21 protein-coding genes and 1 pseudogene are annotated in these 23158 nt (G+C 73.6%); 12 read left to right on the top strand and 10 right to left on the bottom strand.

Going from position 1 to position 23158, the window contains the following annotated elements; genetic code table 11:
* Positions 1-61: 61 nt before the first annotated feature.
* Positions 62-283, top strand: a complete 222-nt coding sequence (locus ACFY2L_RS29285) for a hypothetical protein (protein ID WP_390660476.1) — start codon at positions 62-64, stop codon at positions 281-283.
* 185 nt (positions 284-468) lie between these two features.
* Here the strand turns inward: ACFY2L_RS29285 and ACFY2L_RS29280 are convergent, their stop codons facing one another.
* A complete protein-coding gene (locus tag ACFY2L_RS29280) occupies positions 469-1134 on the bottom strand; it encodes a methyltransferase domain-containing protein (protein ID WP_390660475.1) in 666 nt (221 codons plus the stop codon).
* Positions 1131-3497: a WD40 repeat domain-containing protein gene (locus ACFY2L_RS29275; RefSeq protein WP_390823891.1), complete on the bottom strand. Its 2367-nt coding sequence runs from the start codon at positions 3495-3497 to the stop codon at positions 1131-1133. The genes ACFY2L_RS29280 and ACFY2L_RS29275 overlap by 4 nt, the downstream gene beginning before the upstream one ends.
* Positions 3498-3684: 187 nt before the next feature.
* Between ACFY2L_RS29275 and ACFY2L_RS29270 the strand changes: the two genes are divergently transcribed.
* From ACFY2L_RS29270 to ACFY2L_RS29255, 4 genes are all read left to right on the top strand, one after another.
* The gene (locus tag ACFY2L_RS29270; RefSeq protein ID WP_390660473.1) at positions 3685-4812 is read left to right on the top strand and encodes an NADH:flavin oxidoreductase; all 1128 of its coding nucleotides are present in this window, start codon (positions 3685-3687) and stop codon (positions 4810-4812) included.
* A 28-nt stretch (positions 4813-4840) separates the two neighbouring features.
* Positions 4841-5695, top strand: a complete 855-nt coding sequence (locus ACFY2L_RS29265) for a metallophosphoesterase family protein (protein WP_390823890.1) — start codon at positions 4841-4843, stop codon at positions 5693-5695.
* A 130-nt stretch (positions 5696-5825) separates the two neighbouring features.
* Positions 5826-7298, top strand: a complete 1473-nt coding sequence (locus tag ACFY2L_RS29260) for an MFS transporter (protein ID WP_390823889.1) — start codon at positions 5826-5828, stop codon at positions 7296-7298.
* Between the two features lie 116 nt (positions 7299-7414).
* Positions 7415-8941: a carboxylesterase/lipase family protein gene (locus ACFY2L_RS29255; RefSeq protein ID WP_390660470.1), complete on the top strand. Its 1527-nt coding sequence runs from the start codon at positions 7415-7417 to the stop codon at positions 8939-8941.
* Between the two features lie 63 nt (positions 8942-9004).
* Here the strand turns inward: ACFY2L_RS29255 and ACFY2L_RS29250 are convergent, their stop codons facing one another.
* On the bottom strand, positions 9005-9571 hold the full coding sequence (locus tag ACFY2L_RS29250) for a hypothetical protein (protein WP_390660469.1): 567 nt from the start codon (positions 9569-9571) through the stop codon (positions 9005-9007).
* A gap of 179 nt (positions 9572-9750) precedes the next feature.
* Here ACFY2L_RS29250 and ACFY2L_RS29245 point away from each other — a divergent pair, with 179 nt between their 5' ends.
* On the top strand, positions 9751-11232 hold the full coding sequence (locus tag ACFY2L_RS29245) for a subtype B tannase (RefSeq protein WP_390823911.1): 1482 nt from the start codon (positions 9751-9753) through the stop codon (positions 11230-11232).
* A gap of 87 nt (positions 11233-11319) precedes the next feature.
* Here ACFY2L_RS29245 and ACFY2L_RS29240 read toward each other — a convergent pair whose 3' ends face one another.
* Genes ACFY2L_RS29240 through ACFY2L_RS29230 form a run of 3 tightly spaced genes read right to left on the bottom strand, consistent with a single transcriptional unit; the run spans position 11320 to position 14607 of the window.
* Positions 11320-12720, bottom strand: coding sequence for a PTS transporter subunit EIIC (locus ACFY2L_RS29240; protein WP_390823888.1), 1401 nt, complete (start codon positions 12718-12720; stop codon positions 11320-11322).
* Between the two features lie 16 nt (positions 12721-12736).
* Complete coding sequence (murQ, locus tag ACFY2L_RS29235; RefSeq protein WP_390660467.1) at positions 12737-13660, bottom strand: N-acetylmuramic acid 6-phosphate etherase; 924 nt, start codon at positions 13658-13660, stop codon at positions 12737-12739.
* 38 nt (positions 13661-13698) lie between these two features.
* The gene (locus ACFY2L_RS29230) at positions 13699-14607 is read right to left on the bottom strand and encodes a MurR/RpiR family transcriptional regulator (RefSeq protein ID WP_390660466.1); all 909 of its coding nucleotides are present in this window, start codon (positions 14605-14607) and stop codon (positions 13699-13701) included.
* 54 nt (positions 14608-14661) lie between these two features.
* Between ACFY2L_RS29230 and ACFY2L_RS29225 the strand changes: the two genes are divergently transcribed.
* Positions 14662-15057 carry a hypothetical protein gene (locus ACFY2L_RS29225; protein WP_390660465.1) on the top strand — a complete coding sequence of 132 codons (396 nt, stop codon included), beginning with the start codon at positions 14662-14664 and terminating at the stop codon, positions 15055-15057.
* 7 nt (positions 15058-15064) lie between these two features.
* Positions 15065-15346 (top strand): DUF4031 domain-containing protein, encoded by a 282-nt coding sequence (locus tag ACFY2L_RS29220; RefSeq protein ID WP_390823887.1) that lies wholly within the window; start codon positions 15065-15067, stop codon positions 15344-15346.
* Here ACFY2L_RS29220 and ACFY2L_RS29215 read toward each other — a convergent pair.
* The 3 genes and pseudogenes from ACFY2L_RS29215 to ACFY2L_RS29205 form a co-directional block, all read right to left on the bottom strand.
* A complete protein-coding gene (locus tag ACFY2L_RS29215; RefSeq protein ID WP_390823886.1) occupies positions 15336-16100 on the bottom strand; it encodes a hypothetical protein in 765 nt (254 codons plus the stop codon). The two genes, ACFY2L_RS29220 and ACFY2L_RS29215, sit on opposite strands and share 11 nt — an antisense overlap.
* Positions 16101-16242: 142 nt before the next feature.
* Positions 16243-16722, bottom strand: a pseudogene (locus tag ACFY2L_RS29210) (GNAT family N-acetyltransferase); the annotation flags it as partial.
* A 5-nt stretch (positions 16723-16727) separates the two neighbouring features.
* Positions 16728-17375, bottom strand: a complete 648-nt coding sequence (locus tag ACFY2L_RS29205) for a hypothetical protein (protein WP_390823885.1) — start codon at positions 17373-17375, stop codon at positions 16728-16730.
* A gap of 127 nt (positions 17376-17502) precedes the next feature.
* Between ACFY2L_RS29205 and ACFY2L_RS29200 the strand changes: the two genes are divergently transcribed.
* The gene (locus tag ACFY2L_RS29200) at positions 17503-18195 is read left to right on the top strand and encodes a copper homeostasis protein CutC (RefSeq protein WP_390660460.1); all 693 of its coding nucleotides are present in this window, start codon (positions 17503-17505) and stop codon (positions 18193-18195) included.
* Between the two features lie 142 nt (positions 18196-18337).
* Here ACFY2L_RS29200 and ACFY2L_RS29195 read toward each other — a convergent pair whose 3' ends face one another.
* Positions 18338-20461 carry a HelD family protein gene (locus tag ACFY2L_RS29195; protein ID WP_390823916.1) on the bottom strand — a complete coding sequence of 708 codons (2124 nt, stop codon included), beginning with the start codon at positions 20459-20461 and terminating at the stop codon, positions 18338-18340.
* 240 nt (positions 20462-20701) lie between these two features.
* Here ACFY2L_RS29195 and ACFY2L_RS29190 point away from each other — a divergent pair, with 240 nt between their 5' ends.
* The 3 genes from ACFY2L_RS29190 to ACFY2L_RS29180 are packed head-to-tail and all read left to right on the top strand — an operon-like array spanning position 20702 to position 23158.
* Positions 20702-21277 carry an IS607 family transposase gene (locus ACFY2L_RS29190; RefSeq protein ID WP_390823884.1) on the top strand — a complete coding sequence of 192 codons (576 nt, stop codon included), beginning with the start codon at positions 20702-20704 and terminating at the stop codon, positions 21275-21277.
* Positions 21270-22979, top strand: coding sequence for an IS200/IS605 family accessory protein TnpB-related protein (locus ACFY2L_RS29185; protein ID WP_390660459.1), 1710 nt, complete (start codon positions 21270-21272; stop codon positions 22977-22979). The genes ACFY2L_RS29190 and ACFY2L_RS29185 overlap by 8 nt, the downstream gene beginning before the upstream one ends.
* Positions 22976-23158 carry a hypothetical protein gene (locus ACFY2L_RS29180; RefSeq protein ID WP_390660458.1) on the top strand — a complete coding sequence of 61 codons (183 nt, stop codon included), beginning with the start codon at positions 22976-22978 and terminating at the stop codon, positions 23156-23158. The genes ACFY2L_RS29185 and ACFY2L_RS29180 overlap by 4 nt, the downstream gene beginning before the upstream one ends.

The raw sequence follows: 23158 nt of genomic DNA, 5'->3' as shown, positions 1-23158 counted from the left end.
GTGGCGGACACGCTGTGTGGGTAATGGAAACACTCAGCGTGGAGGGAAAGGTGCGATGGAGATGACTATGGGTGACCGGCCCGCGCGGACGGCCCAGGAGGCCCTGGACCAGTTGCGGGAGGCCCTGCGCGAGGCGGGGATCGGGTTGCCGTCCCTGCGGATCGATCCGATCTCGGCCGCGCAGGGGCACCCGTTCGCGCTGATCGACCTGGGCCGCTGCAACCTGGGCGTCGCCTCGCAGCTCGCGGCGGCGCTGAGGCGGACGGGCGGTGACGCCGGATGACGTACGCGCTCGACGCCAGGACCGGGCGGATCGGCGAGGTCATGGGGCAGGTGGGCGGCCGGGTGCAGCTGCGGCCCGTGGGCGGCGGCCGGGAGTGGGACTGCCGGCCGGAGGACCTCGGCGAGGTGTCGTCCGACGCCCTGCTGCGGGAGCGGGTGCGGTCGCTGAACCGGGGTGCCCGTCTCTCAGGCGTAATGGGAGCCGACGGCCGGCTGGCCCGTGTAGTTGGGGCCGGCCGCGGGGTCGGCGCCGACGTAGGTGAAGGGGAGACGGACGGTCCGGCCGCCCCGGAGGGTGAGCAGGTGGTGCCGTGAGTCGTAGGTGAATCCCGCTGCCCGCAGCGCGGACACGGCCGGCCGTCCCGCCGCCGAGCCGTCGGCGCGCCGGATCGAGTCCGGGTCGAAGTGGGCGAGCAGGAGGCCGTCCCCGGCCAGCCAGGAGGCGGCCCTGGTGAGGAGGCCGAGCTGGTCGCCCACGTAGTGCAGCCCGTGGACGCAGGTGATCAGGTCGTACGTCCGGGTCGGCGTCCAGGCCGAGACCGAGGCGACGACCTCCTCCAGGGCGGGCGGGGCCGGCAGGGGGACCAGGGGACCCACCAGGTCCACGGCGGTGAGGACCGCGTCGGCGGGCAGGGCCGGGGCCGCCTCCCGCAGGGCGCGGCCCTCCCCGCTGCACAGGTCCAGCCAGGCCGGTGCGCCGGGGCGGTCCGTCAGCCAGGCGAGGGGGTCGATCCCCAGCTCGCGGGCGTAGCTGTTCACGCCGGTGAGGCCGCGTTCGCGGTTCATGGTGTTGTTGGCGACGACGGAGGACCCTTCCAGCTCGGTCACGGAGACCAGCGCCCGCTTCGTCATACCGCCCCGCCCGGGGAGGCGGGGACCAGGACGGAGACCTCCCGGCCGTGGCCGACCACCAGCCGGCCGTCCGCCGTGGCCAGGACGGCGTGGACGGGGGCGGGGAAGGTGAGGGCGGAGGCGGTCCCGGCGCCGGCCGTCAGGTCGTGGACGGAGAGGGTCTCGGTGCCGTCGGCGGTGATCAGAAGGGTGCCGCCGTCGAGCACCGTCGCCGTCATGCCGCGTATCGCTCCGGCGGGTGCGGGCAGCGGCTCGCCGAGCTGCCGGTGCGTGCGCAGGCTCCAGACGCGGATCGTCGCGTCCCGGCCCGCGGTGACCGCCACGGGGTGTCCGTCCACCACGGTGGTGGTCACCGAGGTCACCCAGTCGGTGTGGCCGGTGAGGGGCTCGCCGATCTGCCGGCCGGTGGTGAGGTCCCACAGCCGCACGGTCTTGTCCCAGCTGCCGGTGACCGCGACCGCGCGCCCGTCCGCGGCCGCGGTGGCGAGGGCGGTGATGCGGCTGGTGTGGCCGGTGAGGGGCAGGCCCAGGGGCTCGCCGGTGGTGAGGTCCCACACCCGCGCGGTGCCGTCCGAGCCGCCGGTCACCGCGACGCCCCACCCGTCGACCCGTGCGGTGGCCAGGGCCAGGATCCGGCCGCTGGGCAGGGCGACGGGCTCACCGGCCGCCCGGCCGGAGACCGGGTCCCAGCGGTGCAGCGTGCCGTCCGGGGCGGCGGTCACCACGACGGGGGAGCCGCCGTCGGCCTCGGCCGCCGCCATCAGGGCGGCCTCGGCGGCGACCGGTTCGCCGATCGGTGATCCGGTGGCCGCGTCCCAGGTGCGGACCGTTCCGTCGGCGCCCGCGGTGACCACGACGGGCCTGCCGCGGAGGGTGGTCGCGGCCACGGCCGCGATCGCTGCGTCATGCCCGCCGGCGGCGGGGAGCGGCGGGCCGCCGGTCTGCGCGAGATCCCAGACGCGCAGGGTGTGGTCGGCGCCGGCGGTGACGGCGACCGGCCGCCCGTCCACGACCGCCGTCGCCACGTCCCACACCTGAGCGGTGTGCCCGTCCAGCGGCTCGCCGACGGGGGTGCCGGTGGCGACGTCCCACACGCGCACGGTCCGGTCCAGGCCGGTGGTCACGGCCCGCACCTGTCCGCCGTCCGTCGTCATCGCGGCGGCCGCCCTGATCCGGTCCGTGTGTCCCGCGAGCCGCTCGCCCTGCGGCACGTCCGTGGCCGCGTCGCGCAGCCGCACGGCGTGGTCCGCGTCGGCGGTGAGCCGTATCGCCCGGCCCGCCACGAGAACCGGCCCCGGGAGAGCCGTCCCGCCGGGGTTCGTGACCGCGGCGCCGGTCGGGTCCAGGGCGGCGGCGGGATGGACGAGCTGCCAGGTCCAGTCCTGTTGCCCGTCGACGTCCCGGGGCCGGCGGATCCGCTGCCCGCGCAGGGCGGCGGTCGTCACGACCCACCCGTCTCCGTCGGTCCGGCAGGTCTCGCCCCGAGCGCCGCGGTCCCACAGCCGCAGCGCGCCGTCGGGCTGCCGCACAAGGCCGACCGGCCGTCCGTCCACCTCCGCGACCTGGGATACGGGGACCACCTCACCGGACCGCCGTCCGCAGGCGGCGGCCAGTTCGCCGGCCACGGCCACCGCCGTCTCCCCGTCGAGGAAGCCGGCCAGTCCGACGGCGTGGAACGCGACGGCGACCAGTCGTCCGCCGACCATGACCGCCGCACCCTCCGTCGCCCCGTCCGCCGAGCCGTCCGGCGGGTCCGAGGGTCCCGGTTCGCCGAGCACCTCTCCGGCCAGGTTCCAGGTCCTCACCGCACCCTCGGCCTCGGCGCGCACGGCGACCGGCTCGTCATGGCGGCCGACGACGATCCGGGCCGGCAGCGCCGAGCCGATCTCGGCACCCGTGGCCACGCTCCACAGCCGCAGGGTCCGGTCGCCCTCCAGGGTCAGCAGCACCGCGCCGAGGCCGTCCAGTTCCGCCGTCTCCACGACGCGGACGCACTCACCGGCCGGGAGTCCCCTCGCCGGGTCGAGCAGGAGCACCCGCTTCTGGCGGCCGAGCCGCTCCAGCAGCAGGGCGACCGCACGGCCGTCCACCGCGGCCGTGGCGATGTGCTCCACCTCGGCGGTCGTCGACGTCCACGCGTCCGCGCGGCAGACCAGCGGGGTATGGAGCTGCCGGCCGGTGACCAGGTCCCAGGTGCGTACCGTGTGGTCCCGGCTGCCCGTCACGGCCACCGCGCGGCCGTCGACGACGGCGGTGGCGACGGCCGTCACCCAGCCCTCGTGACCGGTCAGCGTCCGCAGCAGGCGCGGATCCTCCGGCGCGCCGCCCGTCCTCCATGCCGTCGTCCACCTCGCATCAGCCATGCCCGGAACGCTAACCGGCCCCACTGACAACGCTCCTGGCACCTGGGCGTGTCCGGGATCACAGGGGATCCCCGGGCCGGGCCCGGAATGGCGCGGACGCCGGAGGAGTTCTCGTACAGAAGCGCTTTATGCATGTGCACATACCATCCGGTTTCACATACCGCCGTCACTTCACGAGGAGCCCCACGTGAGCCTCTCCCAGCCCGCTCCCTCCCGCGCCGCCGAGATCCTGTCCCGGCCGGTCTCCCTCAACGGCCTCACCGTCCCGAACCGCATCGCGATGGCGCCCATGACGCGCATGTTCTCGCCGGGCGGCATCCCGGGTGAGGACGTCGTGTCGTACTACGCGCGGCGCGCCGCCGCCGGTGTCGGGCTCATCGTCACCGAGGGGACGTACGTCGGACACGCGTCGGCCGGACAGAGCGACCGGGTGCCCCGGTTCCACGGCGAGGAGCAGCTCGCCGGATGGGCGAAGGTCGCCGACGCCGTGCACGCGGCGGGCGGGACGATCATGCCCCAGCTGTGGCACATCGGGATGGTGCGCAAGCAGGGTGAGCCGCCGTACGCGGACGCCCCGGCCGTCGGCCCCTCCGGCCTGCGGATCGACGGCACCGAGGGCACCGGCAAGGCGATGACCCAGAGCGACCTGGACGACGTCGTCGGCGCGTTCGCCGAGGCCGCGGCCGCCGCCGAGCGCATCGGCTTCGACGGTGTCGAGATCCACGGCGCCCACGGCTACCTCGTCGACCAGTTCCTCTGGGCGGGCACCAACCGCCGTACCGACGCCTACGGCGGCGACCCGGTCGCCCGGACGAAGTTCGCCGCCGAGATCGTCGCGGCCGTCCGCGCGGCCGTCTCGCCGGAGTTCCCGGTCGTCTTCCGGTACTCGCAGTGGAAGCAGGAGGCGTACGACGCCCGGCTCGCCGAGACCCCGGAGGAGCTGGAGGCCATCCTCACGCCGCTCGCCGCCGCCGGCGTCGACGCCTTCCACGCCTCCACCCGCCGTTACTGGCTGCCGGAGTTCGACGGCTCCGACCTCAACCTCGCGGGCTGGACGAAGAAGCTCACCGGGAAGCCCACCATCACCGTCGGCTCGGTCGGCCTGGACGGCGACTTCATCAAGGGCTTCATGGGCGAGGGCTCCGAGGTCAAGGGCATCGACGACCTCCTCGACCGCCTGGAGCGCGACGAGTTCGACCTGGTGGCCGTCGGCCGTGCGCTGTTGCAGGACCCCGAGTGGGCCGCGAAGGTCCTCGCCGGTCGCACCGACGAGCTGAAGCCGTACGACGCCGCCGCGCTGAAGACCCTCAGCTGAGCGCCAACGCGCGGGTGTGGTCCGGGAGATGAGGATCCTTCATCTCTCGGACACCCACATCGAACCGGCCGGCGCCTCGGCCGGCCGTGGTGCCGACGCGACCGCCTCCCTGCGGCTGATGCTCGCCGAGCTCCGTCACCAGCGGGACGTGGACGCGGTCGTCGTCACCGGCGACCTCGCCGACGACGGATCGGCGGAGGCGTACACGACGGTGCGCGAGCTGATCGGCGGCTTCGGGCGCTCCCTCGGCGCGCCGGTCTTCTACACCACCGGCGACCACGACGAGCGCGGCGCCTTCACCGAGGTGCTGGGCAGCGGGCACCCGGAGGCGTCCCGTGAACTGCCCGGCGCCGAGCGGGCCGCCGTCAGCACCGTGGCCGGATGGCGGTTCGTCACGCTCGACTCGCTGGTGCCGGGGGAGGTGTACGGCCGTCTGGGCGCGGGCCGGCTGGACTGGCTGCGGGAGGTGCTGGGCACCCCGTCCGGGCACGGGACGGTCCTCGCCCTCCACCACCCCCCGATCAGTCATCCCGTCTCGGCCACCCAGCAGGTCTTCGGACTGCGCGACGCGGGTGGGCTGGCGGAGGCGATCCGGGGGAGTGACGTACGGGTGGTGCTGGCCGGGCACTTCCATCTCCAGCTCTGCGGATTCCTGGCGTCGGTGCCGGTGTGGGTGACGCCCGGGGTCGTCAACCGCGTCGACCTGACCGCCGCGCCCGGCACGGAGAGGGCCGTGCGCGGGGCGTCGGCGTCGCTGGTGGAGCTGGGCGGGGAGGGCGGGCCGCTGTTCCACACCGTCCACGCCCGCGATCCGCGGGCCCACGAGACGGTCTACGAACTGGACGAGGAGCGGACCCGGCAGCTCATCGAGCTGCGCGGCTGACCATCCGCGGGCCTGGGGCCGCCCAGGCCGTCACGGACGCCGGGATTTCGATTGCTTAACTCAATCAATCTGCATAAGCTTGCTTGAGTCAAGCAGTTCCACTCCCCGCGCATCCGACGGAGGCCCTGCCATGTCCGACGCCCTTGCCCGACCCGCCGCGCCGGGGACCACGGCCCCGCCGAGGTCGAACGCCGTGGTGGCGGTGCTGGCCCTGGCCGGGATCGTCGTCTCGCTGATGCAGACCCTGGTCATCCCGATCGTCCCCGAGCTGCCGAGACTGCTCGACGCGCCCGCCTCCGACACCGCCTGGGCGGTCACCGCCACCCTGCTCGCCGCGGCCGTGGCCACCCCGGTCGTGGGACGGCTCGGGGACATGGCCGGCAAGCGGCGGATGCTGGTGGCCAGCATCCTGATGCTGATCTCGGGCTCGGTGGTCTGCGCCCTCGCCGACTCCCTCGTCCCGATGATCGCCGGCCGCGCCCTGCAGGGCCTCGCGGCGGCCGTGGTGCCGCTGGGCATCAGCATCCTGCGGGACGTCGTCCCCGCCGAGAAGCTCGCCGGCTCGACGGCCGTGATGAGCGCCTCCCTGGGCGTCGGCGGTGCGCTCGGCCTGCCCGCCGCCGCGTTCATCGCGGACAACTGGGACTGGCACATCCTGTTCTGGACCTCCGCCGTCCTCGGCGTGGCCTCCCTCCTCCTCGTCCTGGTGGCCGTCCCCGAGTCGGGGACCCGCACCGGCGGCCGCTTCGACCTCGTCGGCTCGCTCGGCCTCTCGGCCGGACTGGTCGCCCTGCTGCTCGCCGTGTCCAAGGGCGCCGACTGGGGCTGGACCTCCGGCACCACCGTGGGCCTCGCCGCCGCGGCCGTCGTGATCCTGCCGGCCTGGGGATGGTGGGAGCTGAGGGCGAATCAGCCGCTGGTCGACCTGCGCACCACCGCGAAGAAGCAGGTCCTGTTCACCAACCTCGCCTCGATCGCCCTCGGCTTCTCGATGTTCGCGATGTCCCTGGTCCTGCCCCAGCTCCTCCAGTTGCCGGAGCGGACCGGCTACGGCCTGGGCAGGTCGATGCTCACCGTCGGCCTGGTGCTGGCCCCGCAGGGCCTGGTGATGATGGCCATGTCCGCCGTGTCCGCCGGGCTCACCAGGGCCAAGGGCCCCAAGGTCACCCTGATGGCCGGCGCGCTGATCGTCGCCGCGGGCTACGCGCTGAACATCGTGCTCATGAGCGAGGTCTGGCACCTCGTCCTGGTGTCCTGCGTCATCGGCGCCGGCGTCGGCTTCACCTACGGCGCCATGCCCGCCCTGATCATGGGCGCGGTGGACCCCTCCCAGACGGGCGCCGCGAACAGCCTCAACACCCTGATGCGGTCCCTGGGCACCTCCTTCGCCAGCGCCGTCGCCGGCGTCATCCTCGCCCGGATGACCACCGACTTCGGCGGCTACGCCCTCCCCTCGGAGAACGGCTTCAAGATCGTCATGGCCCTCGGCGCCGGAGCGGCCCTCGTCGCCTTCCTCCTCGCCGGCTTCGTCCCGAAGCGCGGGGCCGCCGCGCGGCATCCGGTGGCGGAAGGGGCCGAGGAGGCCGCCCCGGTCCAGACGTGAGCACCAACCGACCTGCTGGAGGCGGCTGTCACCCACACGAGGGGTGACGGCCGCCTCCGGCACTTTCCCCGGGCACCGCCCGTTCCACGAACAGCCAGCGAATACAGGAGTGATCGATGACGACAGCCGAGGCAGCCCTCGTCGTGCGCACCACCGCCGGAGCCGTACGCGGCCGCCGTGAGGACGGTCTGACGGTCTTCCGGGGGATCCCGTTCGCCGCGCCCCCGGTGGGAGAGGCCCGCTTCCAGGCCCCGCGCCCGCCCCGGGCGTGGGACGGCGTCCGTGACGCCCACGCCTTCGGCCCGCCGCCCCCGCAGGAAGCCGGCATCCAGGGGCGCACGGGCGTGCTCGACGCCGCCACGGGCGACGACTGGCTGACGGTGAACGTCTGGACTCCGGACCCCGACGACCAGGCCCGCCGCCCGGTCATGGTGTGGATATACGGCGGCGCGTACAAGCTGGGCCACTCCGGCAGCCCGGGCTACGACGCCCGGCACCTCGCCCGCGCCGGTGACCTGGTCGTCGTCACCCTCAACTACCGCGTCGGCGTGGAGGGGTTCGCGCGCATCGAGGGGGCGCCCGCGAACCGGGGGCTGCTCGACCAGGTGGCCGCGCTGGAGTGGGTGCGGGACAACATCGCGGCGTTCGGCGGGGATCCTGGGCAGGTCACGGTGTTCGGCGAGTCGGCGGGCGCCGGTTCGGTGGCGGCGCTGCTGGCGATGCCCGCCGCGCGGGGCCTGTTCGGGCGGGCGATCGCGCAGAGCGTGCCCGGCACGTTCTTCTCCGACGAACTGGCCCGCGACCTCGCGACCGCGATCGCCACGGAGGCGGGCCTGCGTCCGACGGCCGCCGACCTGGCGGCGGTGGACCCGCGCAAGCTGCCCGAGGCCGGGGCGGCGCTGAGCGCGAAGATGGCGCAGCGGGTGGACCGCTGGGGCCGGGTGGCGCCGACGGTCACGCCCTTCTCCCCGGTGGTGGACGGCGAGGTGCTGCCGACGACCCCCTGGCGGGCGCTGACGGAGGGCGCCGGGCGCGACATCGACCTCCTGACCGGCCACAACGCCCAGGAGTTCCGCCTGTTCCTGGCCCTGGGCGGCACCCTCGGCAGGATCACCGACGAGCAGGCGGCCGCCGTCCTGCGCCTGTTCTCCCCGAGCGGCGAGGACGCGTACCGCGCGGCCTACCCGGACGCGGACGCCGGCGAGCTGTTCGAACGGGTGCAGTCGGACTGGCTGTTCCACATACCCTCCCTGCACCTGGCGGAGGCGCAGGTGGCGGGCGGCGGCCGGGCCCATGTCTACGAACTGACCTGGCAGGCACCGGGCATGGGCGGCACTCTGGGCGCCTGCCACGGCCTGGACATCCCGCTGCTGTTCGGTACGTACGACGCGGATCTGGGGAACCTGCTGTTCGCGGGAGCGGAGGTGACGGCGGAGGCACGCGCGCTGACCTCCCAGTTCCAGACGTCCTGGGCGTCCTTCGCGCGGACCGGCGACCCGGGCTGGCCGGCGTACGACACGGACGGACGGCTGGTGCGGGTCCTGGACGCGGAGCCGAGGACGACCGCCTACCCGGAGGAGACGTCCCGCCGCCTCTGGGAGGGCTACGACTTCCCGCCGCTGCCGTTGCTCGGCGAGGACTAGGACCACGGCGCCGGAGAGGGCCAGGGAGGACCAGGGAGGACCAGGGAGGCCGCGGGCCGCGGGTCAGAGATTGCCGAGGGGTTCGATGTCGACCTTCACCGGGGTGCCCCAGATCCGCAGCACCTCGTAGTCGGTGAACTCGTGCACGAGCCGGTAGGCCATGGCCGGCCGGGACCCGCGGCGCAGGGCGGCGAGATACAGCTCGGCCTCGCGCCGGTCCCGCCGGGGTGTACCGCACAGCTGCCACTCCTGGCCGTTCCACAGCTCCGCCAGCCAGCGCTGCTGGGGCTGGGGCCGGTCGCCCCGGGTGCCGTAGCGGGAGGGGGCGGTGGAGGGCGCGCTCTGGGGGGCCGGGCCGTTGTACTCGGCCCGCCGTGCCGCCCGCCGCCGCGTCTCGCACAGCAGGCACAGATCAGGGGCGGCCTCGTCGACGGGCCCCTGCGGATGTTCGGCGCACCGGGTGGTGGGCGCGGCACTGGCCACGCTCTCGTCCAGCAGCTCCAGGGCACGCCGCAGATCGGCCTTGACCTCGTGCAGCCGTGCGTCGGGCGTGTCGGCGGTCAGGGCATCACCGTGCTCCCCGAGCAGCCGGAGGGCACGACCGAGAGCGGTGAGCTGGGCGTGGTTCATGGCACCCAGGGTAGGGCGGGCGTCCGCCGACGTCGGCTCTCGGCCAACCTGGGACCGCGACCTGTGAGTGTTGACAATTTTGCTGACGATCAAGGGAGGGGGGTGGTAGCAAGAGGCGTCGGTAAGAGCCGCCTACTCAAGAGACGGAAGTGAAGCGAGTGAAGCGCAGAACTGTGGTCATGGGACTCACCGGCGCTGCCGCGGTGCCCGCGGTCGGGTTCGCCACCGGCGCCCGGGCGGCGACCGGGAGCGTCAGGAAGGCGGCCACCGACTCCGCCCTGGTCTTCGACCCGTCCGCCTACACCGAGCAGACCATCGCCATCACCGACACGACCGGCACCGTCCACAGCGTGACGTACCGGTTCCACAAGGTCGCCAGCTACGTGGCCGATCCGGTCGACGCCGCCTACCAGTCCCTCAACGTCAGCGTCCCGGTCGCGATCGACGGCGCCGCCGTGGACGCCTCCGACGCGCCCGTCCTGCTCGCCAACGCCGTCGGCGGTTACATGCCGTCGTCCGTGGCGAACGCCACCGGCATCAGCGCCTCCGGCATGGGCGGCGGCACCAGCCGGCAGGCCCTCGCGCTCGCCGCCGGATACGTCGTCGTCGAGCCCGGCGCCCGGGGCCGTACCCTCGTCGACGCGAACGGCACCTACTACGGCACCGCGCCCGCCGCGATCGTCGACCTCAAGGCGGCGGTGCGGTACCTGAAGGCCAACAAGGGCCGGGTGCCCGGGAACGTGGACCGGATCGTCTCCTCCGGCGTCAGCGCCGGCGGCGCCCTCTCCGCCCTCCTCGGCGCCTCCGGCGACAGTCCGCTGTACCACCCCTACCTGGAGGAGATCGGCGCGGCCGACGCCAGCGACGCCGTCTTCGCCAGCGGCGACTGGTGCCCGATCACCGACCTCGAGCACGCCGACGCCGCCTACGAGTGGAACTGGGGCACCAACCCCCTCGCCTCGGGCGCGAGCGTCGACCCGGCGATCTCCGCCGACCTGAAGGCCCAGTACACCGAGTACCTCGCGGCCCTCAAGCTGCGCGCCCGGGGCCACGGGACCCTCACCGCCCGCAACCTGGACACGTACATCCTGGAGACCTTCCTCCAGCCGTCCGCCACCAGGTACCTCGCGGCCCTGCCGGACGCGGCCCGCGCCGCCTACCTCGCCGCGCACCCCTTCATCACCTGGTCCGCCGGCAAGGCCACCTTCACCTGGGCGGACTTCCTCACCCACGTCGGGGCGCGCAAGAAGAACGCCCCCTCCTTCGACGCGTTCGACCTGTCCACGCCCGAGTGCAACCTCTTCGGCACCGGCACCACCAGGGCCCGCCACTTCACGCTCTACGGCCTCCGCCACGGGGCCGGGGACAGCGCGCGCCTGGACGCCGACATCCCCGCCAGGCTGCACCTGATGAACCCGATGCACCACCTCGTCGACAAGGTCAACCCGCACCGCGCCAGGCACTGGTGGATCCGCGTGGGCACCAAGGACTCCGACACCTCCCTGTCCGTGGTCGCCAACCTCGCCACCCGCCTCACCGAACTCGGCGACGACGTCGACACCTCCTACTACTGGGACGCCGGCCACGGCGCCGACCAGGACCCGGGCGCCTTCATCACCTGGATCGGAAAGGTGACGGGCCACCGGGCCGGGCGCGGCTGAAACCAGCCTCGTCCAGCACCGCCGGCGCCGGGCCCGCCCCGCGCGGCCCGCCGCCGGTGTGCCGACGGCCGCCGCGCGGCGGCCGGGTCAGCCTGCGACGGGACCGACCCGGCCCCGGAAGCCGAAGGCGTAGGTCGCCGCGAAGCCGGTCGCGTAGCCCGTCAGCAGGCCGCCGGCGTAGATCGCCGCCGTCACGCCCAGCCCCCTGTTGCCCGCCAGCAGGGGGAACAGGGCCCAGCCGGACGGGCCGATGGCGGTGGCGCCCACCCGGTCGCCGAGCATCGCGAAGAAACCGATGAACGCCCCGCCCGCCGCGCCGCCCGCGCAGGCCGTCAGGAAGGGGCGGCCCAACGGCAGCGAGACGCCGTAGATCAGGGGCTCGCCGACGCCGAGCAGGCCCGCCGGGAGCGCCGATCTGATCGTCGTGCGCAGGGAAGTGCCGAGGGAGGTGTCGTGGCGCAGGCGGACGTACACCGCGACCGCCGCGCCGACCTGGCCCGCGCCCGCCATCGCCAGCACCGGCAGCAACACGGTGTAGCCCTGCTGCTCGATGAGGGTGGTGTGCAGCGGGATGAGGGCCTGGTGCAGGCCGAGCATCACCAGCGGGAGGAAGAGGGCGCCCAGGACCAGGCCCGCGACGGCGCCCGTCGTCGCCAGCAGCCAGGTCGCCGCCGTGCCGATCGCCTGGGAGACCGCGCCGGCCGCGTACATGATCCCGTACAGCGTGGCCAGGCCCGCGACGAGGACGGTCAGGGCCGGGGTGAGGAGGACGTCGAGGGCGTCCGGGACCCTGCCCCGGCACCACCGCTCGACACGGGTCGCCAGCAGGGCCGCGGCCAGCGCGCCGAGCACTCCGCCCTGACCGGGGGAGAGGGGCACCCCGAACGCCGTCACCTTCGCGACCCCCGGGTACACCACGATCGCCGCGACCGCGCCGCCCAGGACCGGCGTCCCGCCGAACTCCTTGGCCGTGTTGTACCCGACGAACACGGCGATCAGCGCCATGAAGGCGGAGGCGACGGCGGCCAGGGCGGGGGTCAGGCCGGGCAGCCACCCGGCGTTGACCAGCAGGCCGCCCACGCCCGCGAGGATGCCGCAGCCGATGAGCGCGGGGATGAGCGGGACGAAGACGGCCGCCAGCCGGCGCAGCGCGGTCTTGAACGGGGTCGCGTTGCGCCGCCGCCGCTCCTCCCGCAGCTCCTCTCCGCGCGCGGCGAGGCGCCCCGCGGCCGTCAGCCCCTCGAACTCCTCCGTCACCCTCGTCACCACACCCGGTCCCAGCACCACCTGGTACGTGCCGTCGTCCACGACGACCCCGAGCACGCCGGGCAGTGCCCGCAGCGCCCGCTCGTCCGCCCGGGACGGGTCGGCCAGGCCGAGCCGCAGCCGGGTCATGCAGTGGGCGACGGAGGTGACGTTCGCGGGGCCGCCGACCAGCGGGAGGATCGCGGCGGCGAGGTCGTGGGCGCTGTCCTTGGAGGTGTGCACCCACCGAGCGTGCGGCTCAGCCGCCCGCCGCGGCGAGAGCGGCACGCAGATGTCCGCCGGACTCCTCCAGAAGGCGGGCGGCCGCCGGCCCGTCCACGCCGGCCAGCAGCACCAGGATCGCGTGCTTGACCTCGCCGCCGGTGGCCGCGAGAGCCGCCTCGATCTCCTGGTCGCCGGCCCCGGTCGCCAGCGCGACGATCCGCCGTGAGCGGGCGCGCAGCTTCTCGTTCGAGGCGCGGACGTCGACCATCAGGTTCCCGTACGTCTTGCCCAGCCGGATCATCGTGATCGTCGACACCATGTTGAGCACCAGCTTCTGCGCGGTGCCCGCCTTCAGACGGGTGGACCCGGTGAGCAGTTCCGGGCCGACCACGACCTCGATCCCGTGCTCGGCGGCGGCCGCCAGGGCGCTGCCCGCGTTGCAGGCCAGCCCGACGGTGAGCGCGCCGCGGGAGCGGGCGTACTCCACCGCGCCGATCGCGTAGGGGGTGCGGCCGGAGGCGGAGACGCCGATCACCGTGTCATCGGCGGTCAGGCCGAGGCGGGCCAGGTCCGCCTCGGCCAGCTCCCGCGAGTCCTCGGCACCCTCCACGGACGTCATCATCGCCGCCGGGCCGCCCGCGAGGAGCCCGACGACCTGACCGGGGGCGGTGTTGAAGGTGGGCGGGCACTCGGAGGCGTCCAGCACACCGAGGCGTCCGGCGGTCCCGGCGCCGGCGTAGACCAACCGCCCGCCGCGGCCCATGCGTTCCGCGACGGCGTCGACGACGGCGGCGATCCGCGGCAACTGCGCCCCGACGGCGGCCGGTACGCCGGCGTCCTCGCCGTTCATGAGCCGGACGAGGTCGAGGGTGGAAAGCCGGTCGATGTCGGCGAGCTCGGGGCGGAAGGCCTCGGTGGTGAGCGACGCGAGCTGGCTGAGGAGGTCACGGGAGGTCATCGGGAGGGCTCTTTCCAGGGCGGATCCGGTGCGGCAACCTAACGGTGGCGATGCGCCAGCGCCTCGTAGGACGCGGCCAGCGCCGGCCCCGCCGACGCGTACGTCCGCTGGGCCACCCCCACGAACAGACAGTCCACCACCAGCAGCTGCCCCGTGCGCGACGACATCGCCGCCGGCCGCAGTTCGCTCTCCCGTGCGGTGGACGTGGTCAGCACATGATCCGCGTACTGGGTCACCGCGCTCCGCGGCCTGCCGGTGATGGCCACCGTCGTGGCCCCCCGCTCGAACGCCACCCGCAGCGGCTCGATGACGTCCCCGGTGGACCCGGAGTGCGTGATCGCCACGGCGACGTCCCCCGCCCCCAACTGCACGGCGTTCGTCACCGCGAGGTGGGTGTCGCTGTGCGCGTGGGCCAGCAGCCCGATCCGCAGCAGCTTCTGCGTGAGGTCCTGGGCGACCAGCCCGGACGCGCCGACGCCGTACACGTCGATGCGCCGTGCGGCGGCCGCCGCGCCGACCGCCGCCTCCAGTTGGGCGGTGTCCAGCCCGGCGGCGGTGTCGGCGAGGGCCTGCTGCTCGTCGTGGGCGAGTTTGGCGACGACGTCCGCCAGCGGGTCGTCGACGGCGATGTCGGTGGTGAGTGCGGGCGCGCGGCCGGACTGCTGCTGGGCGGCGAGCCCGGCGAGGGCGAGGCGCAGGTCGCGGTAGCCGGGGTAGCCGAGGGCGCGGGCGGTGCGCACGACCGTGGCCTCGCTGGTGCCGGTGCGTTCGGCGAGGCCGGTGACGGTGAGGGCGGCGCAGCCCGCCGGGTCGTTCGCGACGGCTTCGGCGACCCGTTGCATGGAGCGGGTCAGGGAGGGGGCGAGGGTGCGGACCTTGCCGGCGAGCGCGGCGGGCGCCGGACGGAAGGCTTCCGGAGGGAAGGTTTCCTTCGCTTCCTGGGTCACAGGTGAAAGATATTTTCGGCTCGGGGCGGGGTCAAGCACGCGCACAATAGGTGCATGGACCCCTCCCGTGCCCCGATCAGCCCCCTGGAACAGGCGTTGCACGCGGCGCGCGCCCTCGTGCTCGCCGATCTGGCCGCGGGCGAGGTGGCCGCGGCGGACGTGGTGTCGATGGTCGAGGACTCGGTCGTCCAGCGGCGCTGGTGGGTCGAACAGTGGCCGGACGGTGCGGAGTTCCTGCCCGGGCTGGTCGCGCAGGACGTGCAGGACGCGCTCCTCGAACGCTACGGCCGCTGGCCGCTGTGCCCGGTCTGCGGCTCCGGCGATCCGCACGCCCTCGACGTCGAGCCCGAGCTGGGCCGCGATCCGCACTGGGTGTGCCACAAGGCGGGCGTGAAGGTCGCGGCGGTGGGGACGCTGGGGTCGGCGACGGGCGGGGCGCCGTCCTCGTGAGGCCGTCGTGACGATCTACATCGATCCCCCGAACTGGCCGGGCCACGGCCGGATGTGGTCCCACCTGGTCAGCGACGTCTCCTACGACGAACTGCACGGGTTCGCCGAGGGGCTGGGGGTGTCGCGGCGGGCCTTCGAGCGCGACCACTACGACATCCCCTCGCACCGGTACGCCGAGGTGGTGGCCGCCGGCGCGGTCGAGGTCAGCAGCCGTGAGGTGGTGCGGCTGCTGCACGGCGCGGGTCTGCGCCGGCGCAAGCGGGGCGGTGTCGGGGACGTCAGTCGGTGAAGACCGGCTCCAGCGTGTGCCACCAGGCGGTCAGGCTCGCCTGGTCCGGGCCGGTGATCTGGACCAGCGCGGGGCGGTCGTAGTAGCTGCAGAGGAAGACGTACTGGCCGGTGGTCGACAGGAAGCAGACGACGTCGCCCGCCGCCTGGCCGGTGTTGTTCTCGGACCAGCTGCCGCGCACGTTGACCTGGGCCTCGCAGTCGCCCTCCGGCAGGCCGCCGGCGTAGGTCTGGAAGACGCTGTCCCGGTCGGTCTTCGTCGCGTACATCGCGACGCTGGCCTTGCCGGTGCCGGTCACGCCGTACAGGTCGACGGTGGTGACCGTGCAGTACAGGGCGGCCGTGGCGCCCTGCCACACGGTGTGGGAGCAGCTCTCGCGGGACCACTGGTCGGTGTTGAGCGAGTCGCGCAGGTCGTGTTCGGCGGTGGTGAGGCCGTCGTCGGGGCCGCTCCGCGGCTCGGGGCTGGAGTCGGCCGGACCCGGTGTGCCGGCCGGTGGCGGGCCGGAGGGTGCGGTCCGCGGGCTCTCGCCGGCCGGGGAGCGGACGGGCACGGCGGGGCCGCTGCTGGTGGTGTCGGGCGGGTCCGGCTGGTCTCCCCGGGACTGCTGGGCCTGCAGATAGAGGCTGATGAGGGCGATCGCCGTACTGATCACCACGCCGATGATGGTCCAGCGCACCCCCCGCCGGGTGTGCGGGTCCGGCAGTGTCGGGCCGGGCGGCCCCGGTGGCGTGGACGGCCCGTTCTGACTCATGACGCTCCCCCGCTTCCCCCGGCGTACACGGCCCGTGCGCGGTGTGGCCGTGCCGGAAACATCCGCAGTGATTATCCGGAGCGCGTGGGGAGCGGGGCAGGTGAAGGGGCGGAAGATCGCCCCCGGCTACGCCAGGTCCAGGTCAGCCGCGCAGCTCATACGCGTATGCGCCCTCGCCCTCCCAGACCCTGACGAACCCGGCGCGTTCGAGGACGGCCCGGGAGGGGGCGTTGCCGCGTTCGACGGTGGCGAACAGGCGCTGTACGTCGTCCCGGGCCAGCGCCCAGCCGGCCAGCGTGCGCAGCGCCTCGGTGGCGTAGCCGCGGCCCCGGGCGGCCGGCACGAGGTCGTAGCCGATCTCCGTGCGGCCGTCCTCGTCGGGGGCGGCGTGGAAGCCCATGCTGCCGATCGCGCGGCCGTCCTCCCTCCGTACGAGGACGTACAGCCCGAACTCGGGCCGCAGCAGGCCGGCCTCGTGCGCCCTGAACACCATCCCGGCGGCGTCCCGGGTGCCCTCGAACGGCGCGCCGCCGAGCCAGTCGAAGCCGCCGTCGCCGCCCGACCACAGGTCGGCGAGCGTGGTGGGGGAGGCGCCTTCGAGGGTGAGGCGGGGGCCGGGAACGCGGTTCACGAGGTGAGGAGTTCCAGCTCGGCCCGCAGGTTGTAGCGGGCGGTCGGCTCCCACTCGGCCGCCCCGTGGGGAGTCCTGAACAGCCTGGGCAGATCGAGGAGTTGGCGCAGGATCGCGGCGCGGCCGGCCCGGAAGGCGTCGCTGGGCACGAAGTGGTACTCCTCGCGGACGGCGGCGGTGTAGGCGGCGTACGCGGAGGGCGGCGCGGCCAGGATCGCGAGGTCGGCGTCGCACAGGACCTGGCCGTCGCGGTCGTCGTCGGCGGGGTCGTGGGTGACGGTGAGCCGGACCAGCCGGGCGACCTCGGCGGTCCTCGCCCCCGGCACCCCGGCCTCGGACAGGGCCCGTTCGGCCAGACGGGCGGAACGCTCCTCGTTCTCGGAGCGGTCGGGGAGGTAGACGGCGTCGTGGAACCAGGCGGCGAGGCGTACGGCGGCCGGGTCGTCCGCGTACTTCTCCAGTACGTCGATGTGGTCGAGGACCGCGGTGAGGTGGGTGAGGGTGTGGTAGCGGCGCTGGGGTTCCTGCCAGCGGGCGAGGAGGTCGTCGGCGTACGGCGCGGGGTCGGGGCCGTCGGCGTCGGGGGTCCGGGCTGCGTCCAGGGCGTGGGTGAAGCGGGTGCGCAGGGCGTCGAGGTCGGCCATGGCCTCATTCTCTCGCGGGCGGGCGTATGGTGGAATTGGACTAGACAAATGGACTAGACCTCTAGGTCTCCGGCTTCGCTTCCTGGATTTCTGGTCCTCACCCGCAGCCGTCGATGAATGGGGTCCCATGAGCGAGCGTGCACTGCTGGAGGTGATCGCCCTCGACGCCGAGGACGCGATCGCGGCCCGGGCCGGAGGCGCGGACCGCCTCGAACTGGTCACGGACATGGCGGCGGACGGGCTGACCCCGCCGGTGGCGACCTTCGCCGCCGTCCGCGCCGCCGTCGATCTCCCCCTGCGCGTGATGCTGCGGCTGACGGACGGCTTCGCGGCCCAGGACGTCGACCGGCTCGTACGGGCCGCCCGCGAGCTGCGGGAGGCCGGGGCGGTGGAATTCGTCCTCGGGTTCCTCGACGCGGACGGCAGCGTCGACCTGGGTGCCGTGGAGTCGATCGTCGCCGCCCTGGACGACTGCCGCTGGACCTTCCACCGGGCCATCGACCACGCCGCCGACCGGGACGCCCTGCGCAAGCAACTCGCCGACCTGCCCGGCCTCGACACCTACCTCACGGCCGGTTCCGCGGCGGGCGTCGACGAAGGGCTCCCCACCCTTCTCGCCGAAGCGGGGCGGGGCGGGGAGCCGGGGTACGAGCAGCGGCTTCTCGTCGGGGGAGGGCTGCGGCTCGACCACGTACCGCCCCTGCTGGCCGCCGGCCTGAACGCCTTCCACATCGGCGGAGCGGCCAGGCCCGGAGGGTGGGGGGCGGGGGTTTCGGCGGGGGCTGTGGGGGAGTGGCGGAAGGTGCTGGACGGAGGCTGAGCGGTGGGTGGGGCGGTGGTGGACGGAGTTGGTGCCGGCCGGGGGTGGGGTCCGCTTGCCCGCGCTCGCCGGGTGCCGCTGCGCCCACCCGTGCCGCCCCGGCGGCACGACTGCCCACAGCCAGGGCGATCAGCGCCCGCGGCTACGGCGACTGGTGCGCCGTGGCTGTGGCCGTTGCCTGTGGTGACGTCGCGTCCGACCGTGCCGTGTCCTGAGGGGTGAGCTGGGGCGGCAGTGGGGCTGTGTGGGTGATGGTGAGGCCTGAGACTGCACGGGTGAGGGCGACGTAGAGGCGGCGCAGGCCGGTGCGCTCGTCCGGCTCGCCGTCGACCACCGCCCGGGGCTCGTCGAGGACGACGTAGTCGTACTCCAGGCCCTTGGCGAGGGACGCCGGGACCAGGGTCAGCCGGGTCTCGGCGGTGGTCTCCTCGCCGGGGTGGAGGTACGGGACGCCCGCCGCCGTCAGCGCCTCCGCCAGCGCGGGGACGCGGGCGTCGGCGGCGATCAGGCCCGTCGAGCCCTCGTTGCGGAGCAACTCCTCGCAGGCGGCGACCACTTCGGCGGTGTCCGTGACCGTGCGCAGAGCGAAGAAGCCGGGGTTCTCACGCACCGACGCGACCGGCGTGAGGCCGGGCGCGATGTGCGGGAGCAGCCGGGAGGCGTACGTGATGACGTCCGTGGGGACGCGGAAACCGGCCGTCAGCTCCTCGATCACGCCGTCCGCCTTGCCCAGGTGGGCCAGGGCCTCGGCCCAACTCCTCGTCGCCCAGGGCGTGGTGCCCTGCGCCAGATCGCCGAGGACCGTCGCCGAGCCGGTGGAGCAGCGGCGGCCGACGGCCCGGTACTGCATGGGGGAGAGGTCCTGCGCCTCGTCCAGGACCACGTGTCCGAGCGAGTGCGTGCGCTCCACGATGTCCGTCGCCTCGTCGACCAGCACCGCGTCCGCCGCCGACCACCGGGCGGACTTCACGCTCCGCACGGGCTTCGCCCACAGGATCGTCTTCTGCTCGTCCTCGTCGAGGATCCCGTCCGCGTGGACGGCGAGGAACTCCGCGTCGGTGAGCAGCCGCAGGACGAGCTTCGCCGGGTCGACGGGCGGCCAGATCTCCTTCACGGCCGCCTTGACCGCGCTGTTGCGGGCCACCGCGTCCTGCACCCGGTCGTCCGGGGCCTCGCCGGACCGCTCCATCTGCACCAGCACGGCGTGCGCGATGCGCTGCGGCAGGGCGTCACGGGCGGCGCCGTAACGGATGTCCCGGTCGAGCAACTCGCGGACGATGTCCTCCAGTTCGTACGCGGGGACGCGCCAGCGGCGGGAGCCGCGCACGACGACGACCGGCTCGGTGGGCATCCGCACCTGCGCGTAGACGGCCCTCCTCAGCACCTCCGCCATCCTCGCGTCGCCCTTGACGACCGCGGCGGCCGCGTCGTCCGTACCGCGCACCTCGACGTGGGCGACCAGGTCGTCGACCGTCGCCTGGCGGACCGTCAGCTCGCCGAGCGCGGGCAGGACCTGCTCGATGTAGTGGAGGAAGGACCGGTTCGGGCCGATGACGAGGGTGCCGGTGCGGGCCAGCCGCTCCCGGTGGGCGTAGAGGAGGTACGCGACCCGGTGCAGGCCGACGGCCGTCTTCCCGGTGCCCGGGCCCCCCTGCACACAGACCGTCCCGCCGAGCCCGGACCGTACGATCTCGTCCTGCTCCGGCTGGATGGTCGCCACGATGTCGCGCATCGGGCCGACGCGCGGGCGCTCGATCTCCCGCTGGAGGAGCTTGCTGGTGGTGGCCGCCTCGGCGGGGTCGGAGAGGTGCTCGTCCTCGTACGCCGTGAGGTCGCCGCCCGTGTAACCGAAGCGGCGGCGCAGCCCGACGTCCATCGGGTCCTTCTTCGACGCCCGGTAGAACGGCTGCGAGACCGGCGCACGCCAGTCGATCACCATCGGGTCGCCCTCGGCGTCGTGCACATGCCGCCGCCCGATGTAGAAGCGCTCCCCCTCCGCGCCCTCCGCCCGGTCCGCTCCCGGAGCGTGCAGGTAGTCGAGCCGGCCGAAGAACAGCGGGGTGTCGCTGAGATCGGCGAGCGCCTTGATGCGCTCCCCGATCTGCCGCTCCAGGATCTGGGCGTTCACCCAGTTCGCGGTGACGTCGCTGATGTCGAGCGCTTCGACGTCCTCCCGCATGGCCCGCAGGGCGGCCCGGGAGGAGGCGAGGTGGGCGCGTTCGCGGCCGAGGGGGTCGACCGGGGTGTCGTGGGCGGACGTGGACAAGGCGGTGCCTCCGAACCGGCGGAAAGGGGGTGGCGAGAAGCCGTCCGGTTTCCGTCCGGACGGCGGCACTCCGTGAGGGGAGGCGGGCAAGAGCGGAGATTTTAAGGGAGCGGGGGAGGGGGAGGCGAATGGTTTTCCTCCTCCCGGGGGAGACGGCAGCGCCCGAGGGTCTCCACCTGCTTGTCCTCGATGTCGAGTTGATGAGCGTAACCATGCATGAGTGAGTGCCGTTGTCAGAGCATGAATCTGACGGAGTGGGCGAAGACGCAGGGCGTGCATCCGCAGACCGCGTATCGCTGGTTCCGTGACGGGATGTTGCCGGTACCGGCTCAGCGGGTCGGGCCCCGCACAATCCTGGTGAACATCGACGCGAACACCACGCCCGGGGCCGTCGGCGGTCTGGGCCTGTATGCCCGGGTCTCCTCGCACGATCAGAAGAGCGATCTGGAACGCCAGGTCACACGGCTGTCGGCGTGGGCAGCGAAGGCCGGTCACCGGGTTGTCCGTGTTGAGGCGGAGATCGCTTCCGGAATGAACGGCTCCCGTTCCAGGGCCCGGCGTCTGCTGGCCGACCCGCAGGTGATCTGCGTGGTGGTGGAGCACAAAGACCGGCTCGGCCGGATGAACGTCGAGCTGGTCGAGGCCGCCTTGTCCGCGACGGGCCGTCGCCTGCTGGTACTGGACGACGGCGAGGTCGAAGACGACCTGGTGTGCGACATGGTGGAGGTGCTGACCTCGCACTGTGCTCGCCTGTACGGGCGCAGGTCGGCGAAGAACCGCGCCCGCAAGGCCCTGGAAGCCGCCGAACATGGCTGACCTCCGCCCGATCGCCGCGCCGTTCGTCGTTCTCGGCCCGTCCGGTGTGGCGGTGCGTACCCGGCTGAAGGACCTCACACCCGAGGATGAGAAGGTTCTGCGCCTGGTGGGGGCGCACCTGGGCTCGCTCGCCTCGAAGGACCTCAAAGCGCGTTGCATGGACGGCCTGGGGCACTCCGCCGATTCATGGGCGGCCCGTAAGCGCGACCTGACGGCCCAGTCGTCGTCCAGGTGGGCCGGGTCGATCACGAAGGCCACACACGACCAGTGGGCGCTCGCCCGGCGCGGCCAGGCCGCGCACGTGCAGTCCCTCGAAGCCGCTGTCACGACGATCCGGCACCGGTTGTCGCTGCCGGTCCGCCACAAGGGCACCAAGCGGGCTCCCGGCGGCTACCGCTGCGCGCGTGAGTGGTTCAACAAAGCACGCCGCCTGCATGTGCTGGAGGACCGGCTCGAGCAGGTTCGGGCCGACCGCGAAACGGGTCGGGTGCATGTCGTGCGCGGCGGCAGGCGTCTGCTGGGCACCCGCCACCACCTCGACACCGCGCAGCTCACCGAGGCCGAGTGGCGTGAGCGGTGGGAAGCCGGGCGCTGGTTCCTCCAGGCGGACGGCGAGTCGGGGAAAAGGTTCGGCAACGAGACGATCCGCATCACGCCCGAGGGCGAGGTGTCGGTAAGGCTCCCGGCCCCGCTCGCCGGCCTGGCGAACGCCAGGCACGGCCGGTACGTACTCGCTGCGAAGGTCCGGTTCCCTCACCGTGGGCAGGAGTGGGCCGATCGTCTGGAGGCGAACCGGGCGGTCGCCTACCGCATCCACTTCGACACGGGGCGCGGGCGCTGGTACGTGGACGCCTCCTGGCAGATCCCTCCCGCCAAGACCGTCCCGCTCGATGCCGCCCTCGCCGACGGCGTGATCGGTGTAGACACCAACGCCGACCATCTCGCCGCATGGCGCCTGGACACTCACGGCAACCCGATCGGCCGGCCGCGCCGGTTCTTCTACGACCTGTCAGGCAACGCCCAGCACCGCGACGCCCAGGTACGGCACGCCCTCGCACGGCTGCTGAACTGGGCCAAGACCTGCGGTGTCAAGGCCATCGCGGTCGAAGACCTCGACTTCCAGGCCGGGAAGACCCGAGAGAAGCACGGGCGCAAGCGTCGGTTCCGGCAGCTCATCTCCGGCATGCCGACCAGCAAGCTCTGTGCCCGGCTGGCCTCCATGGCCGACGCCACAGCTATCGCGATCATCGCCGTGGACCCGGCCTACACCAGCACGTGGGGCGCCCAGCACTGGCAGAAGCCGATGACCGGCCCCACCCGTAACACCACCCGGCACGATGCGGCGAGCATCGCGATCGGACGACGCGCCCAGGGTCACCCGATTCGGCGACGGACGGCACCGCCCCGTGCACACCAGAGCGATGTGCACGTGCATCGGACCGTCCAGGCCGACCGGCGTGCCCCCGAGCGTGAGGGACCCCGCCCCCGCACTACCGGACCACGGACACGATCCGTGCCGCCGGACGCGGCGCGTACGCGGGCAACCAGGACATCCACAACCGTTCGGGGTGTCCGCAGCGACCAGGTATGGGTCCAAGACTCACTCCTGCTCACTGATGAGGAACGGTACCCGAGTGGTACCCAAAGGGGGACCTGGGACCGATGCCCCCTTTATGTCCCGGATCCCATCATGGAGACATGAGCACAGCGACCCTCACACCAGCCCCCGGTCGCCCGTCCGGAGCGACCCCCCTCTCCAGCGCCCCCCGCCACCCCTTCGGCGACGCCCTCCACGCGATCAGGGTCTTCGTGGGCGCGGCCTTCGACGTGATCATCCTCGGTGAGTACGGCGAGGAGGCCGGAGTCCGCCGCAGGCGGTGA

It is taken from the genome of Streptomyces sp. NPDC001381 (assembly GCF_042895685.1).
Classification (GTDB): Bacteria; Actinomycetota; Actinomycetes; order Streptomycetales; family Streptomycetaceae; genus Streptomyces.
The sequence above is the reverse complement of the archived record's forward strand: the minus strand, read 5'-3'. Positions and strand labels throughout refer to the sequence as shown.

Bases quoted from the DNA above. Each gene is read 5' to 3' on its own strand.
- ACFY2L_RS29260 (WP_390823889.1), top strand. From the start codon at position 5,826: ATGTCCGACGCCCTTGCCCGACCCGCCGCGCCGGGGACCACGGCCCCG.
- ACFY2L_RS29250 (WP_390660469.1), bottom strand. From the start codon at position 9,571: ATGAACCACGCCCAGCTCACCGCTCTCGGTCGTGCCCTCCGGCTGCTC.
- ACFY2L_RS29285 (WP_390660476.1), top strand. From the start codon at position 62: ATGACTATGGGTGACCGGCCCGCGCGGACGGCCCAGGAGGCCCTGGAC.
- ACFY2L_RS29215 (WP_390823886.1), bottom strand. From the start codon at position 16,100: ATGAGTCAGAACGGGCCGTCCACGCCACCGGGGCCGCCCGGCCCGACA.
- ACFY2L_RS29185 (WP_390660459.1), top strand. From the start codon at position 21,270: ATGGCTGACCTCCGCCCGATCGCCGCGCCGTTCGTCGTTCTCGGCCCG.
- ACFY2L_RS29275 (WP_390823891.1), bottom strand. From the start codon at position 3,497: ATGGCTGATGCGAGGTGGACGACGGCATGGAGGACGGGCGGCGCGCCG.
- ACFY2L_RS29265 (WP_390823890.1), top strand. From the start codon at position 4,841: ATGAGGATCCTTCATCTCTCGGACACCCACATCGAACCGGCCGGCGCC.
- ACFY2L_RS29255 (WP_390660470.1), top strand. From the start codon at position 7,415: ATGACGACAGCCGAGGCAGCCCTCGTCGTGCGCACCACCGCCGGAGCC.
- ACFY2L_RS29190 (WP_390823884.1), top strand. From the start codon at position 20,702: ATGAATCTGACGGAGTGGGCGAAGACGCAGGGCGTGCATCCGCAGACC.
- murQ (WP_390660467.1), bottom strand. From the start codon at position 13,660: ATGACCTCCCGTGACCTCCTCAGCCAGCTCGCGTCGCTCACCACCGAG.
- ACFY2L_RS29225 (WP_390660465.1), top strand. From the start codon at position 14,662: ATGGACCCCTCCCGTGCCCCGATCAGCCCCCTGGAACAGGCGTTGCAC.
- ACFY2L_RS29200 (WP_390660460.1), top strand. From the start codon at position 17,503: ATGAGCGAGCGTGCACTGCTGGAGGTGATCGCCCTCGACGCCGAGGAC.
- ACFY2L_RS29245 (WP_390823911.1), top strand. From the start codon at position 9,751: ATGGGACTCACCGGCGCTGCCGCGGTGCCCGCGGTCGGGTTCGCCACC.
- ACFY2L_RS29180 (WP_390660458.1), top strand. From the start codon at position 22,976: ATGAGCACAGCGACCCTCACACCAGCCCCCGGTCGCCCGTCCGGAGCG.
- ACFY2L_RS29205 (WP_390823885.1), bottom strand. From the start codon at position 17,375: ATGGCCGACCTCGACGCCCTGCGCACCCGCTTCACCCACGCCCTGGAC.
- ACFY2L_RS29280 (WP_390660475.1), bottom strand. From the start codon at position 1,134: ATGACGAAGCGGGCGCTGGTCTCCGTGACCGAGCTGGAAGGGTCCTCC.